Raw genomic sequence first — 13,163 nt, forward strand, 5'->3', positions numbered from 1 at the left:
CGCATGATAAACTAAACTTATTATGTACAATGGAAGGGATAATCCATGGAATTACAAACAATGCAGGACCAACTAACAGAACGCCTTTTGCAGCAACAACTGGTGTCAGCCACCATCAGCCAGCCACGGTTAAAATCCAATGACATCAAACGGATCAAGCTGAAGCCGGTTGAGATAAAAAAGGAATACCTGATTCAATTCGAGTACCAGCATGAGCATGTCCTGAAACATGAAAATTTGCCACTCGAGGAAGCAGCCAGCAAATTGACTTCTCTTTTCAATGATTTCCGTCAGGCAATGTTCCAATTTACAGACGAGAAAGTGCAAATCCAGCTTTCCAAGAAATTCAAAGTCAGCTGGAAAACAGAGCAGACCGTAGAAAAAAAGGTGGAGCTGTCGCATAATCGTAAAAAGCAGTATTTGCTGGAAGATGGGATTCCCTATCCATTCCTTGTACGCCTTGGCGTGCAAAGTCCGGACGGAAAAGTCAAAAAGCAGAAATACGATAAGTTCCGCCAAATCAATCGTTTTATCGAATTTATTGATGACTCACTTGCGTATCTGCCGCAGGACCGGACTGTCCGCATCCTCGATTTCGGCTCAGGAAAATCGTATTTGACCTTTGCGCTCTATCATTATTTGCGCATCGAAAAAGGGTTGGACCTCCGCGTTACCGGCCTCGATCTAAAAAAAGAGGTAATCGAGGAATGCCAGCAGATTGCCGAAGATCTTCGCTATGAACAGCTTGAATTCCTGGTGGGCGACATCAATGATTACAACGAAGAATCGGCTGTCGACATGGTTGTCACCCTGCATGCCTGCGACGTGGCAACTGATATGGCTTTATCGCGCGCAGTCAAATGGGATGCCAAAGTAATTTTGAGTGTCCCTTGCTGCCAGCATGAATTGAACAGCCAAATCGATGCTCCGGAGCTTGGGATTATGCTGCAGCACGGCCTGATCAAAGAACGCTTCAGTGCTTTGGCCACCGACTCGATTCGGGCAGAACTGCTGTCGCTGGTCGGCTACGAAACGCAATTGATGGAATTTATCGATATGGAACACACGCCCAAAAACATTTTGATCCGCGCTTATAAAACCGGACGAAAACCGGCGGTCGGGCAATTTGAGCGCTACAAGCAATTCACCGCTTTGCTGTCAGCCAAACCGTTTTTGGAAAATGAATTAGGGGAGTACTTATGAAACGAAAAAATCTGGTGAATGGCATGATTTTGGCCTTCTCCGTCGTTCTGATTCGCTTTATCGATGTCCGTATTTATGACATGAACCTGGTTGTGACATTGCTGATTCTAGTTGCTCTTATTTATGGAGCCATGCGGATTGTCGAACGTTTTCCATCTCTCGATCAGCCGGTCAGCAAGCGGGCGTCGTTCGCGGTCAACACGCTTGTCATCATCGCCATCTTTTTGGCGTTCTTTATCTTTAAACTTTAGGAAAACATGAAAAAAAGCGATGGCCAGAAATTGGACCATCGCTTTTTTCTATTTATGGAGAATTTTCATTGGGTTTTTGCTGTGCCTGTTCCTCGATTGTTTTATATATATAGGTTTCTACTGGCTCTAAAGTGAAATTCAGTTTACTGGTCTTCAGATGGTTTTCCAAATAATCCAATTGATGGTCTTCTACCGCCTCCGATGGCAGGTTCAGGATATCGTTGACATAAAGCATCCCTTCATTCGTTGCCATTGGACTGTCCTCTCCTGCCTTCTCACGTGATTCCACCTGCTCCATACCGAAAATCAGTCCCTCGTCTTCCAAGTTTTTCATCAACTCGGCATACCGCTCTTCTCCAATTTCCTGTGACAGATGCTGATCCAGTTGTTTGATGTCATCAAAATCCGCACCTTTATAGTATTGGGTATAGAACGCCATCAGCACCTGCTCTTTGTCCTCCATCTCTTTCATCGCCAATCCCTCCATCATTTCGCTGTTGCTTTTATTATTCCCTTTTCCTGAGTGCAATATGCATTGTTGCTGAAAATCACAGGAAATAACTGAAACTTTAGCCTTTGTGGTTCGTTATTACTACAGAGACAATGAGAGAAAGCAGGTGCATTAAATGGCTAAACAAGCGATCGTTCAAATAAAAAATCTGTCGAAAACGATCGGCAATAAGAAAATCATCAAGAACCTGAATCTTGATTTGCATAAAGGGGAAATCACAGGATTTCTTGGACCCAATGGAGCTGGAAAGACGACGACCATCCGGATGATGGTTGGCTTGATGCGCCCAACTGATGGGGAAGTTTGGATCGATGGCCAATCCGTACAAGCAGATTTTGAAGGCAGCATCCAGAAAGTTGGCGTGATTGTGGAGAACCCAGAAATGTATAAATACATGTCCGGGTACAAGAATCTGCTTCATTTTTCCAGAATGCATAAAGGCGTTTCAAAAGAACGGATTGACGAAGTCGTCAAACAGATCGGTATGCAGAATCGCATCAACGAAAAAGTCAGCTCTTATTCACTCGGCATGCGTCAGCGCCTGGGTCTCGCCCAAGCACTTTTGCATGATCCGAAGTTCCTCATTCTTGATGAACCCACTAACGGCCTCGACCCTGCCGGTATCCGGGAGTTCCGGATTTACTTGCAGAAAATCGCCCGTGAAAATGGGGTAGCGATTTTTGTCTCAAGCCACCTTTTGTCTGAAATCGAATTATTATGCGATCGGATCGCCATTATCCAAAATGGCGAATTGATCGATATAAAAGATGTCAATGAGCTTCAGCAATCCCGCTACTATATTCAAGCAGAACCATTGGAGCTTGTCGGGGAAGTGCTGACTGGTGCCGGGTTTCCGACAGTCTTGCATGCCAATGGCTATTTGATCGATTCCGGAGCTGAACATATTCCAGGGGCCATCAACTTGCTGGTCGGCGCCGGCGCCAGAATTTTTGCCGTCCAACCTTACCGCGAAACCCTTGAATCCCAATTCCTTGAAATGACAGGAGGCGGCGAAATTGCTCAAGCTCATACAAAATGAATGGATGAAATTATGGAGCCGAAAAATGACTTGGATTATGGTCTTGTTGCTGGTATTTGTGGTCTTTTCCGGCCTCGGCATCACAAAATGGCTGAATTCCACAGCGAATGAAAACCTCGATGAGAATTGGCAGGATCTTGCGCAGGCAGAAATCGAAAACAGTACCATTATGCTGGCAGAACCTGGTCTCAGTGAAACACAAATCGACTACCATGAGGGGCAAATCGCTATCGCAGAGCATCGCCTGGAAAATGATATTCCTTCATTGGAGTATGCCAGCATGCAGCAGCAGGTAATTGACACCCACATGTTGATGTCGATCGTCACCCTGCTCGCAGTCGTTGCAGCAGCCGGCATTGTCGCTTCCGAGTTTTCGCAAGGGACAATCAAAATGTTGCTCACGCGTCCCGTGAAGCGCTGGAAAATCCTCACCTCCAAATACATCACGATTTTGCTGTTCGCTGTTTTATTGACTTTGACCCTATTGGCTTCAACTGCACTTGCCGGACTGATCTTTTTCGGCATCGGCGAAGGTACACCACTTGTGTGGAATGGATCCGAAGTGGCGGAAACGTCGTTCTGGCTGGAAGCCCTCAAACTGGCAGCCCTTAAATTTTCAAGTGTCTGGATGATCAGTACGTTCGCATTCATGCTGGGCACCGTATTCCGATCCAGTTCTCTAGCGATCGGCTTATCGATTTTCCTGATGTTCACAGGCATACAAGCGGTCTTCTTTTTACAGAATTACGAAGTCGTCAAATACTATTTGTTCACTCATACGGATCTGACACAATTCTACAACGGCAACATCCTGATTCCGGGAATTACAATGTCAATGTCCATCTTAGTCCTGACTGCTTACTTCCTGGTATTCATGGTTATCAGCTATTGGACATTCGGAAGAAGAGACGTTACAAGCTGAAAGCTTACTTTCCAATTTTATTAAAAAAACAAAAACTGACCCGGAATCTCCGGGTCAGTTTTTGTTTGAGCTTGTAGACAAAAGAATATTGATGTCATTTAAATAGTGAATACACATTTTATCCTGTTTATACCGGATCCTGCGCTTCAGGCGGACGCTTTCCACGGGCTCGCGCCGAACTAACTCGGACTGGCGCCCGAGTTAGTTCGGCACTTCGTCGCTTCGCTGCTCCCGCAGGAGTCGCCGCCTTGCGCTACGGATCCTTGAGTGAAGGTTCTACCAAATTTGTTAGGACTATTTTTACTAGCAGGCTTCTTCCTTTGATTGAAGCAACACGCTCCTGACCGGGCTGGCCACGAAGACTCCTGTGGGAGCAGCGCAGCGACGAAAGCTGAAGACCCCGCAGGAAAGGCATTGGCCGAAACTTGTGAGGCCAAGCCTTTGCGACGAAGCTAGCGCAGCGATGCAGGAGCATGGCTTTCAGTGACGAGGAGGCTGAAGCTGAGCCCACGGAAAGCGAAGTGGCCGGACCGGTTGGGGATTATGCACCGCTATACATTTTGGTCAGTTTTCGTTTATCCACTCCGTTAACGCTTCTACTACAAGATCCTGCTGCTCAATCGGAGTTATTTCAGCAGGATTATCCCCTTTTTGTTCGCCGTACAATCCGAATTGCGCATGGTTGCCTCCTTTGATTTCCACGAAGACACTGTCGGCAGGAAATAATCCACGACTTTCTTCAATATCTTCGGCAGTAGACAAGCCATCCCGCTCCCCATAGATCGACAGCATCGGTAAATCGCTTTCCGAAAAATCACTCGCTGGATAAGCACCCAGAAAATAGAGTCCGGCAAGTTTCGGGGAAGGGTCTTCTGCATAAAAAGAAGCAGCTACTCCACCTAAAGAGTGCCCGCCGAGAAACCACTCTTGCACATCCGGATACTCTTCAATCACTTTGTCTGCTGTTCCAGAACCAAGAATCCCGAAATTCAATGGCAAATGAGGAATCGATACTACAAAACCTTGCTCACTCAGGGATTGCCCAAGATAAGCGTAAGCTTCTTTTTCGACTTTGGCACCCTGATATAGGATGACTCCTTTGCCATTCGGTGATTCTGGACGGAAAATCAGCCCTTCCCCATCACTTTCAACCGCTGACAAATCCATATTGTCACCCAATACACCACTGGGTCCATAATCGAATTGTGCGTAAATAACAAAGCCTGTGACCACAATCACCAATAATGCGAAAATACTCATTAACATACGCAATAGCCATCTCTTCATAGATTTACCCTCTATCTGAGCCTATTAGTAAGCCAGGCCTACACGACTCTGGATGAATTCCGGTGATTCCAATTGTCGATAAGCGAATTCCGCTGTATCGCCAACTGTTATTTCTTTTCCTTCTTCAGGCAGTAAATCTTTTTCTGCCCGGTAATTGCCGCGGGCTTCCCCATCCGGCAAATATGTAGGGCAAACAATCGTCCAATCAAGATCTGTTTTTTCAAACAAGCGGTAGACAGTTTCGTGCTCTTCTGCAGCAAAAGTCATTTTGCGTTTCGAATCCCCGCCTTCATAGCGAAGCAGGCCCGGACTCAAGCGGCTGTCCAAAATTCCAGCCGTTCCGATTGTGATCACCCGTTTCACATGATGGTTCTCCATTGTCTTTACAATCAAAGGCGCCGCATCAGACAAGGTAGTCGAACGGTCTGTACCAATCGCACTAAACACCGCATCGACTCCTGCTACGGTTTTTTCAACGTCTATCGCATTCCGCACATCTCCCAGAATGACTTCCAAATTCGGATGTGATTCCAATTTTTCTGAACGGACCAATGCTTTTACATAATGGCCGTCTGCCAGCGCGCGCTTAAGAATCTCTCCTCCCACACGGCCAGTCGCTCCGAAAATTGCCAATTTCATTGTGCTTCCCCCTTGTGTTCAATCTATAGAAAAGAAGTTTCCTATCGATTACTTGAAATGATAGCCTTTTTTCGCCAATACCTCTTTGATATCTTCACGACGAGGCTTGCCAAGAAAGTCTGCCATTTGTTGTGTCCAGGTGGCCGTCTTCTGGTTCGAGCCTCTGCTTGTATAATAGGATTGGATCGTGTTGTCGTATTCCGGCAGAATTGTTTCGTATTTGGCTTCATCGTAGTTATTTTCGTGCAAGATGGCTTCAACCGGCAAACGCGGTTTGACGCCATTCGCTTCATTTGGCACCCCAACCGTCAGGCCATAAACCGGGAAGACGCCATCCGGCAAACCAACCAACTCACTGATGGCTTCCATGTTGTTCCGCACTCCTCCGATATAACAGATGCCGTAGCCTTTCGACTCAGCAGCAAGCGACAGGTTCTGGGCCAGCAAACCGACATCTGTCACCGCCACAATCAAATTTTCCGCCCGATCGAAGACGATATCCCGTCCCTGTATTTTACCTGCGTGCTGAAGGCGATTATAGTCGGCGCACATCAGAAAGACTGCTCCTGCACCTTCCATTTGTTTGGCATTCTTGGATAGTTCGCCTAACTTTTTCCGTTTTTCAGGATCTGTTACCCAAACGATTGAATACGCCTGGACAAAATGGGAAGTGGCTGCATGCTGTGCTGCTTCGACCAGTTCACTGACTTCCTCCCGTGATAATTGCTTTTCTTTATAATCCCGGACAGATGCATGTGCTTTCATTAATTCGATAACCATTGATTGTATCCCCTCTCTGTTCATTTCATCTATCGTACCAAATTCTTTGCCACGATACTCTTTTAGTGATTTTTGCTACAATAGAACTTAATAGAGGTGAACCGACTTGAAAAATACGAAGACCGCTTTTTCCATCCTTTTCTTGCTTATTCTTGGCGGTTTTTTGTTCATATGGCTGGAAAAGGAATTGGCGTTCCGTGAAGAGCTGGAACAGCGTCCTTTGCCCTCCGGCTTGCACCCCATTGTGGAAGAAAAACGCGACTTGCTGGTTGCTCGTGCTGCTGAGATCGGCATTGATATCCTGATTACAGACGGCTACCGATCTCCTGAAGAACAGGACGGTCTGCACAGACAGGGCCGCAGTGCGTCGGGATCTATTGTTACGCACGCGGAAGGTGGCGAATCCTATCATAATTACGGACTCGCTATCGATTATGCACTGCGTCTTGATGACGGTTCGGTGGTGTGGGATATTACACGCGATGACAATGGCAACGGTGAAAGAGATTGGTTTGAAGTCGCCGCCATCGGCAAAAGCCTCGGCTTTGACTGGGGAGGCGACTGGCAGCGCTTTAAAGATTATCCTCACTTGGAAATGACTTTCGGTTTGTCGATTCGCGAGCTGCAGCAAGGGTGGCGCCCCGAAGATAAGATGGAGTAACCCCGCGCTGCCCGTGTATCTTTTGTAACAGATAGCCCCGTTGTCCCGTCATATGTACAAAGGAGGCAGAAGGTGATGAAAACGATTATAGCAGCCTGTACACTCATTCCTGCCTTATTACTGACAGCCTGTGGAAATGATGAGACAGGAAAACAGCCAGCAGATGATTTATCTGATTTCACTGTAGCTGCTTCACAGGCCGAGTCGGCAAAAGGTGATTTCATCTACCGCTTAGCTACCGAAAAAGAACAATATACCGAAGGTGAGAAAGTAGAGATTTACGCCGAGTTGGAGTATACCGGTAAACAGGAAAGCATTGAAATTTCTCACGCCGCTTCTCCTTTCTATTTTCCTCTTCACGAAGAAACAAGGAATTATGCCGTCGAATATGCTATGAACGAACCACTTTTGACTACCCGCTTGATACAAGGTGAACCGCTGCAGGAATCCTATTCCGGCAGCGGCGGATACAGTGAAGCAGAAGATGTGGCCTATGTCGAATTTGTTCAGCGCATTATGGAGCAGGACTTTCCTGCTGGCTACTATAAAGTAAATGGTTATGCAGATTTCATAGTGGAAGCTGCCAATGGCTCAGCTGCCCCTTACGAAATCCATGCACAAATCGACTTTAAAGTAATTCCGGAAATTTGAAAGCAGCGCAGCCCAGTTGGGCCGCGCTGCTTTTTATCTGTTGCCAAAGCGGCAACCTTATCTATTGCTGCTGTAGTCAGTCAGGTAAGACAACGGCGTCAAGCAGTAAAGCTCTTCCGGACATCTTTGGGACACTTTAAATAGGTCCCAAAACAATTCTTCGGAAATTTCATACCGGTTTATCGAATCCGGCATTTTCTTTATCTTCGAAGCAGCCTGATCGACCTTCAGTTCTTCTATATCCACCCAAACCGTTTTGTGCTCACCTTTATCTCCCGGTTCTCCTGCATAAAAAACCTCTACACTTGATCGTGCAAATAACGTCACAAAACATTCTCCAGCTTCTTCATGAGAACCCTTGGACCTTGAAAAATAAAAACGGACATCTTTTTGATCAGCAGATGGATTTTTTGACATGACTCTATCATCCTCTCTGTTTTTAAAGATATTGATCAAAATGAACAAACAAAAAAGCCGAAAAGCCCTCCCTCGGAGAGTTGCTTTTCGGCTTTACTGACAGCTCTAGTCTCTGCAGCATTTGACCAAGTGATTCAATTGTCTACTAGGGTAAAAAAAGAAATGTTTGTTTAGAAACGATCATGCGGAAACGCTATTGTTTTCCTGTTGCTTCTAGCTTACTGGAATTTTCAGAATTAGTAAAGAGTCTTGTCCGAATAGTCTTTCAATTCAAATAGACTGCTTCCCTATTAGGATATTTTCAGCACACCAAAACAGGAAGAAAGAATCTGAGATTCTCTCTTCCTGTTAATCTCACCGAATTAGTGAATTATTTGTTTGATTACTTTGTCACTTTGGTCTCTTCCGGAGTTTCTTTCAGCCAAACTTCTCCATCTCTATAGACCATTTCCTCTGGATAGCGAAGATCCATAACTTCTTCCTGTGTTTCTTTCGAAGGTGCTTTAGTAGCCAATGAAACTACGATGATGGTGATGATTGCCGCTGCAGCCCCAAATACTCCTGCACCTGTGTCGATGATGCCGAATAATGTAAAGCCGCCGTATTGGGCAGAGAAAATATAAATCAGTGTGACGGTCAATCCGACCAGCATTCCGGCAATTACACCCGGACCGTTCGCCCGTTTCCACCACACCCCTAAAATGAGTGCTGGGAAGAATGTTCCGGAAGCCAAGGCAAATGCCCATGCAACAATTTGGGTAATGGCGCCTGGAGGATCCAAAGCCACAATCCCAGCTGCGACAGTTGCAATAATGATGGACCAGCGGCCAACCAGTAGGCGTTTTCTTTCAGTCGCCTGTGGATTGATCGAACGGTAGTAAATATCCTGTGAAAGGGCTGCTGAAATAGCAATCATTAAACCACCCGCGGTAGAAAGGGCGGCGGCCATTGCGCCTGCCGCCATCAATCCGACGACGAAGACTCCGAGATTAGCAATTTCAGGGGTGGCCATAACAACGATATCACGGCTGATAACCAACTCAGCCCATTGCAGTATGCCATCTCCATTTGCATCCGCTATAGAAAGCTGTCCCGTATTGACCCAAGACGTGGTCCATGCCGGCAGATCCGCAATCGATGAACCTGCGACTTGCGTCATCAGGATAAAACGGGAAAATGCGGCATAAGCAGGAGCTGAAAGGTAAAGCAAACCGATGAACAATAATGCCCATGCTCCACTCCAACGTGCTGCTTTCATGGTCGGAACTGTATAAAAACGGACAATAACGTGCGGAAGTCCCGCTGTTCCGGCCATCAAAGTAAACATTAAAGCTAAAAACTGCCAACGCGTCGCTTCAGTGAAAGGCACAACGTACTCTGAAATGCCTAATTGAACATCCAGTACTTGAAGTTCACTGACAATTTGACCATAAGACAGCCATGGCAATGGATTGTTCGTCAGCTGCAGTGACATGAAGATGACGGGGATCAGGTAGGCAGTAATCAACACAAGGTATTGAGCTACCTGTGTCCAAGTGATTCCCTTCATCCCACCCAAAGCTGAGTAGAATGCGATTAGTGCCACACCAATCATCGTTCCAATCGCCGTATCCACTTCCAGCAGACGGCCGATTACCACCCCAGAACCTGAAAGCTGACCGATGGAATAAGTGAAACTGATGATGATTGTAGCTACAGCCGCAATCAGGCGAGCTGTGCTGCTATTATACCGATCCCCGATAAACTCTGGTACCGTATAACGGCCAGACTTTCTCAATTGGGGAGCGAGCAGGAAGGTCAACAGCAAATATCCGCCTGTCCAACCCATAATATAAGCAAGCCCATCATAGCCCAGAAGCATGACTGTGCCTGCCATCCCAATAAAGGAGGCAGCACTCATCCAGTCGGCACCGATTGCCATCCCGTTGAAGACAGCCGGTACATTTCGTCCTGCTACATAAAAGTCCGATGTTTTTTTGGCTAAGTTATAGAAAGCGATTCCGATATACAGCCCGAAAGTCGCTAATATAAGGCCCAGTGATACAAGAAATTGTGTATCCATTGCGTTTCCCCCTTTTCAAGTCATAAGAAATTTTACCTGGATGCTTTTTCGCCTTCTTTTTTGAAGTACTTATGCAGCTGGCGATTATTTCTTTTTGCCTTGATCCAGGCCGAATTTTTTATCGATGCGGTCATTGATTATGGCATTGATGAATAATAAGAAGATGAAGATCAATACGGCTCCCTGCGCTCCCATGAAATAATGGAAAGGAAATCCGTTTATGCTGAAACCGGAAAGTTCTTCTGCAAAAAAGACTACCACGAAGGAAGCACTAAATCCGATAAGTAAATAAATGACCACTAAGGTTGTACGGATACGGAAATAAGCATCTGCATCTTTTTTATCAATCTTTCTCAAGAGCTTCACCCCATTCTTTTAATGATGAGCCGACTGCTTTGTCGTTCAGCCTTTCAAGTAAAAAATGAATCGGATTGTTTCCATGAACGGTAAAGGAACCATAATGACCTTTACCAGCATAAAGGCAAAAATTGACCCGAAAGGTACTAGGAAAAAAAGCGGTTTCCGCTTTTTTAACCCTGTCACGACAGAAAGCACCGTAATCAAACCAAAAGCGATTACCCAGATCATTTTAATCCCCCTTTAAATTTGAAAGCGTCTTCATTTTAAATATGCACAGCTTTGTTAAAATTATCTTTCTCACTCCTCCTTACCATTTTTAGTATTTTTTAGCACTTCCAAGTTTTAATTATTCTAAACTTTCGAACTATTGTCAACAGTTTTTTTGGTCCGAAAGGATATAGAGAATGCTCCAAACAATTAAAAAGAACGGCCGTTTAAGCAACCACTCACTTAATCGGACGTTCTTCTAATTTACAGCCAACACATTAAACTGACCTAAGCTGGTCTTTCTCTTTATTCGCCATGTGCCCAGGCAATGCGTGGGTCGATTTTTCTTGTCATACGAACCATAACTGGCTGAAAGCCCATTCTTGGCCAAAAGTATGAGGCCAATTGGTTAGGTGTATGCCAATCCGCATATATATATTCATATCCCTGTTTCTTCATTTCATTGAAGCAGTGATTGGCTAACGCACGCCCCACTCCTTTTCCCCGTAGATCCGGGTTTGTCGATGCGGCAGGAAGCTCCGCACAATTCTCAGGCATCACCAGACTCATTGGTTCGTCTTTCCTGAAATAAACATGGAAGCCGGCAATTCGGTCTCCTTGCTCCGCCACCCAAAGATAAGCATCCTGATTCTCGGTTAATGCCTCGTAGTTTTTTTTGACATCTTCCAATGTTTCTCTTGTGATGGGCAGCCATGAAGGAGCCGCTGCCTGATGAATGCTGTTCCACATGCCCATTTTCTTCAGCAGCGGTGCATCTTCCTTACTGCCTTTTCGGAATTCCAGATTTGGAAGAGTTCCATTTTCCGGTTCAAAATCATCAAGGGACAGTATCCCGTACTTCTGATCAAAACTGAAAGACTGATCCAGCCACTGATCGATTACCGCTTCATTGCCGAGAGGAGCCATCAGCATGTGATGGAAATAACCGTGCTTGACCCATTCAGCGCCGGCATCAGCGTACAGCAGCCTCAATAGCCGGGGATTTTCATGTTCGCTGATGGCGATGGATTCATAATCCATCCAGACATAGCGGCCATGCTTGGCATCCTCCTTGAATTCATAAAGCAAATAACCGATGACATCGATGCCCCTGACTGCAACAATGCCGCTGATGAAAGGACGTTCCAATATTTTTCTCAGGACCGCTTCCGTATCATCAATCTCTTCAAATCTTGAAGGTAGAAAGTTGAAGATTTTCCGCTCCCGTTCATGCCGCTTCGCGAGCAGTACGGACATCTGCCGAATATGTTTTTCTTCCATCCCTGTAATTTGAATCATCCACGATCACTCCTCTGAATGAAGTTTCACTTCCAATATCCCGTAATTACCGGCTCTCACCTTTTCACCAAACCGAACCGGAACCGGCTCTACAAAAATCGGTCCATCGATGATCATCGTATGGAACTCCCCTTCTTCTCCACAGGCATCCACGCCTGCAGCTTCCAGTTCATCGATTAACCCGTGTGTAAATTCCCGTCCCAAAAACTTCTCATCCAGCCGCTTGGTATCGACTACGGTGATGACAGCCCGAAAACCTTCATCAATCAATTCCTGCAATATTTTTTTGCGCGGCTCCTGCCACAACGGATGACTGACGCCCATATCAGCTTCTGCACTGACTTTTTGCACCCATTCTAAATGGTCCTGCAAATCGATGTCGCCATAAACGCCCATATCGATGCCCTGCGTTTTAAAGTTCTTCAACTGCTCGATGAATTCCTTTTCATATCCCGACCAACTGGCCTTTCCGATAACCAAAGGCAAACCCATCCGCTCAGCCTGCGCTTCCATGACTTCCATCGGCAGCCCGTGCGATCGTGATTTGGTGCCATCTTCTTCAAACATGGTGAATAAGGCGATCGGCACATGCCCTTGCAGTACCGCCCGGTAATAAGCTAGTGCTGAATCTTTTCCGCCGCTCCATGACATTACAAATGATTTTTGCATAATGCACCTCTTCTTTTCTAATTCGCTATTGCTGTAACTAGTTCGCCATTACTTGATCAAAACCCTTTTACAGCAGACGATTTTGACGTTTTGAAATTGCTGGCAGGCCTCTTCAGCTGAACAGAATTATCTTCTACCCCGCCAAACTCCTTTATCTTCTGTTCACCTGTTTAACACGTGAAAGCACAGGGAAAACTTTATTAAA

Annotated in this window: 16 protein-coding genes; 6 read left to right on the forward strand and 10 right to left on the reverse strand. The window is 45.9% G+C overall.

Annotated elements, in window-relative coordinates; genetic code table 11:
* The first annotated feature begins 45 nt into the window (after positions 1 to 45).
* Together K8U60_RS08675 and K8U60_RS08680 are read left to right on the forward strand one after the other, a co-directional pair.
* Positions 46 to 1,203, forward strand: a complete 1,158-nt coding sequence (locus K8U60_RS08675) for a class I SAM-dependent methyltransferase (protein WP_223637143.1) — start codon at positions 46 to 48, stop codon at positions 1,201 to 1,203.
* Positions 1,200 to 1,454: a hypothetical protein gene (locus tag K8U60_RS08680; protein WP_223637146.1), complete on the forward strand. Its 255-nt coding sequence runs from the start codon at positions 1,200 to 1,202 to the stop codon at positions 1,452 to 1,454. The genes K8U60_RS08675 and K8U60_RS08680 overlap by 4 nt, the downstream gene beginning before the upstream one ends.
* Before the next feature lie 52 nt (positions 1,455 to 1,506).
* Here the strand turns inward: K8U60_RS08680 and K8U60_RS08685 are convergent, their stop codons facing one another.
* On the reverse strand, positions 1,507 to 1,926 hold the full coding sequence (locus tag K8U60_RS08685) for a hypothetical protein (protein ID WP_223637149.1): 420 nt from the start codon (positions 1,924 to 1,926) through the stop codon (positions 1,507 to 1,509).
* 154 nt (positions 1,927 to 2,080) lie between these two features.
* Here K8U60_RS08685 and K8U60_RS08690 point away from each other — a divergent pair, with 154 nt between their 5' ends.
* The gene (locus K8U60_RS08690) at positions 2,081 to 3,004 is read left to right on the forward strand and encodes an ABC transporter ATP-binding protein (protein WP_223637152.1); all 924 of its coding nucleotides are present in this window, start codon (positions 2,081 to 2,083) and stop codon (positions 3,002 to 3,004) included.
* Positions 2,982 to 3,926, forward strand: coding sequence for an ABC transporter permease subunit (locus K8U60_RS08695; protein WP_223637155.1), 945 nt, complete (start codon positions 2,982 to 2,984; stop codon positions 3,924 to 3,926). The genes K8U60_RS08690 and K8U60_RS08695 overlap by 23 nt, the downstream gene beginning before the upstream one ends.
* A 564-nt stretch (positions 3,927 to 4,490) precedes the next feature.
* On the opposite strand, the gene K8U60_RS08700 is transcribed toward K8U60_RS08695, so the two are convergent.
* Genes K8U60_RS08700 through K8U60_RS08710 form a run of 3 tightly spaced genes read right to left on the reverse strand, consistent with a single transcriptional unit; the run spans position 4,491 to position 6,632 of the window.
* Positions 4,491 to 5,213: an alpha/beta hydrolase gene (locus tag K8U60_RS08700; protein ID WP_223637158.1), complete on the reverse strand. Its 723-nt coding sequence runs from the start codon at positions 5,211 to 5,213 to the stop codon at positions 4,491 to 4,493.
* A 24-nt stretch (positions 5,214 to 5,237) separates the two neighbouring features.
* The gene (locus K8U60_RS08705) at positions 5,238 to 5,852 is read right to left on the reverse strand and encodes an NAD(P)-dependent oxidoreductase (RefSeq protein ID WP_223637161.1); all 615 of its coding nucleotides are present in this window, start codon (positions 5,850 to 5,852) and stop codon (positions 5,238 to 5,240) included.
* Between the two features lie 48 nt (positions 5,853 to 5,900).
* Entirely contained in the window at positions 5,901 to 6,632 is a 732-nt protein-coding gene (locus K8U60_RS08710) for an NADPH-dependent oxidoreductase (RefSeq protein WP_223637163.1), read from the reverse strand.
* A 106-nt stretch (positions 6,633 to 6,738) separates the two neighbouring features.
* Between K8U60_RS08710 and K8U60_RS08715 the strand changes: the two genes are divergently transcribed.
* Together K8U60_RS08715 and K8U60_RS08720 are read left to right on the forward strand one after the other, a co-directional pair.
* Entirely contained in the window at positions 6,739 to 7,293 is a 555-nt protein-coding gene (locus K8U60_RS08715) for a M15 family metallopeptidase (protein WP_298832709.1), read from the forward strand.
* Positions 7,294 to 7,368: 75 nt separating this feature from the next.
* Positions 7,369 to 7,944 (forward strand): hypothetical protein, encoded by a 576-nt coding sequence (locus K8U60_RS08720; RefSeq protein WP_223637165.1) that lies wholly within the window; start codon positions 7,369 to 7,371, stop codon positions 7,942 to 7,944.
* A 57-nt stretch (positions 7,945 to 8,001) separates the two neighbouring features.
* Here K8U60_RS08720 and K8U60_RS08725 read toward each other — a convergent pair whose 3' ends face one another.
* The 6 genes from K8U60_RS08725 to K8U60_RS08750 form a co-directional block, all read right to left on the reverse strand.
* Entirely contained in the window at positions 8,002 to 8,361 is a 360-nt protein-coding gene (locus K8U60_RS08725) for a hypothetical protein (protein WP_223637167.1), read from the reverse strand.
* Between the two features lie 382 nt (positions 8,362 to 8,743).
* Entirely contained in the window at positions 8,744 to 10,423 is a 1,680-nt protein-coding gene (locus K8U60_RS08730; protein WP_223637168.1) for a sodium:solute symporter family protein, read from the reverse strand.
* Positions 10,424 to 10,507: 84 nt separating this feature from the next.
* Positions 10,508 to 10,780: a DUF4212 domain-containing protein gene (locus tag K8U60_RS08735; protein WP_223637170.1), complete on the reverse strand. Its 273-nt coding sequence runs from the start codon at positions 10,778 to 10,780 to the stop codon at positions 10,508 to 10,510.
* Between the two features lie 45 nt (positions 10,781 to 10,825).
* Positions 10,826 to 11,011 carry a hypothetical protein gene (locus K8U60_RS08740; RefSeq protein WP_223637172.1) on the reverse strand — a complete coding sequence of 62 codons (186 nt, stop codon included), beginning with the start codon at positions 11,009 to 11,011 and terminating at the stop codon, positions 10,826 to 10,828.
* A 285-nt stretch (positions 11,012 to 11,296) separates the two neighbouring features.
* On the reverse strand, positions 11,297 to 12,289 hold the full coding sequence (locus K8U60_RS08745) for a GNAT family N-acetyltransferase (RefSeq protein WP_223637173.1): 993 nt from the start codon (positions 12,287 to 12,289) through the stop codon (positions 11,297 to 11,299).
* Between the two features lie 6 nt (positions 12,290 to 12,295).
* Positions 12,296 to 12,958 carry a Dph6-related ATP pyrophosphatase gene (locus K8U60_RS08750; RefSeq protein ID WP_223637175.1) on the reverse strand — a complete coding sequence of 221 codons (663 nt, stop codon included), beginning with the start codon at positions 12,956 to 12,958 and terminating at the stop codon, positions 12,296 to 12,298.
* Positions 12,959 to 13,163: the final 205 nt, after the last annotated feature.

This window comes from Planococcus circulans, from assembly GCF_020023385.1.
Classification (GTDB): Bacteria; Bacillota; Bacilli; order Bacillales_A; family Planococcaceae; genus Planococcus.

Bases quoted from the DNA above. Each gene is read 5' to 3' on its own strand.
- K8U60_RS08720 (WP_223637165.1), top strand. From the start codon at position 7,369: ATGAAAACGATTATAGCAGCCTGTACACTCATTCCTGCCTTATTACTG.
- K8U60_RS08750 (WP_223637175.1), bottom strand. From the start codon at position 12,958: ATGCAAAAATCATTTGTAATGTCATGGAGCGGCGGAAAAGATTCAGCA.
- K8U60_RS08690 (WP_223637152.1), top strand. From the start codon at position 2,081: ATGGCTAAACAAGCGATCGTTCAAATAAAAAATCTGTCGAAAACGATC.
- K8U60_RS08730 (WP_223637168.1), bottom strand. From the start codon at position 10,423: ATGGATACACAATTTCTTGTATCACTGGGCCTTATATTAGCGACTTTC.
- K8U60_RS08740 (WP_223637172.1), bottom strand. From the start codon at position 11,011: ATGATCTGGGTAATCGCTTTTGGTTTGATTACGGTGCTTTCTGTCGTG.
- K8U60_RS08705 (WP_223637161.1), bottom strand. From the start codon at position 5,852: ATGAAATTGGCAATTTTCGGAGCGACTGGCCGTGTGGGAGGAGAGATT.
- K8U60_RS08680 (WP_223637146.1), top strand. From the start codon at position 1,200: ATGAAACGAAAAAATCTGGTGAATGGCATGATTTTGGCCTTCTCCGTC.
- K8U60_RS08725 (WP_223637167.1), bottom strand. From the start codon at position 8,361: ATGTCAAAAAATCCATCTGCTGATCAAAAAGATGTCCGTTTTTATTTT.
- K8U60_RS08710 (WP_223637163.1), bottom strand. From the start codon at position 6,632: ATGGTTATCGAATTAATGAAAGCACATGCATCTGTCCGGGATTATAAA.
- K8U60_RS08745 (WP_223637173.1), bottom strand. From the start codon at position 12,289: ATGATTCAAATTACAGGGATGGAAGAAAAACATATTCGGCAGATGTCC.
- K8U60_RS08700 (WP_223637158.1), bottom strand. From the start codon at position 5,213: ATGAAGAGATGGCTATTGCGTATGTTAATGAGTATTTTCGCATTATTG.
- K8U60_RS08675 (WP_223637143.1), top strand. From the start codon at position 46: ATGGAATTACAAACAATGCAGGACCAACTAACAGAACGCCTTTTGCAG.
- K8U60_RS08685 (WP_223637149.1), bottom strand. From the start codon at position 1,926: ATGAAAGAGATGGAGGACAAAGAGCAGGTGCTGATGGCGTTCTATACC.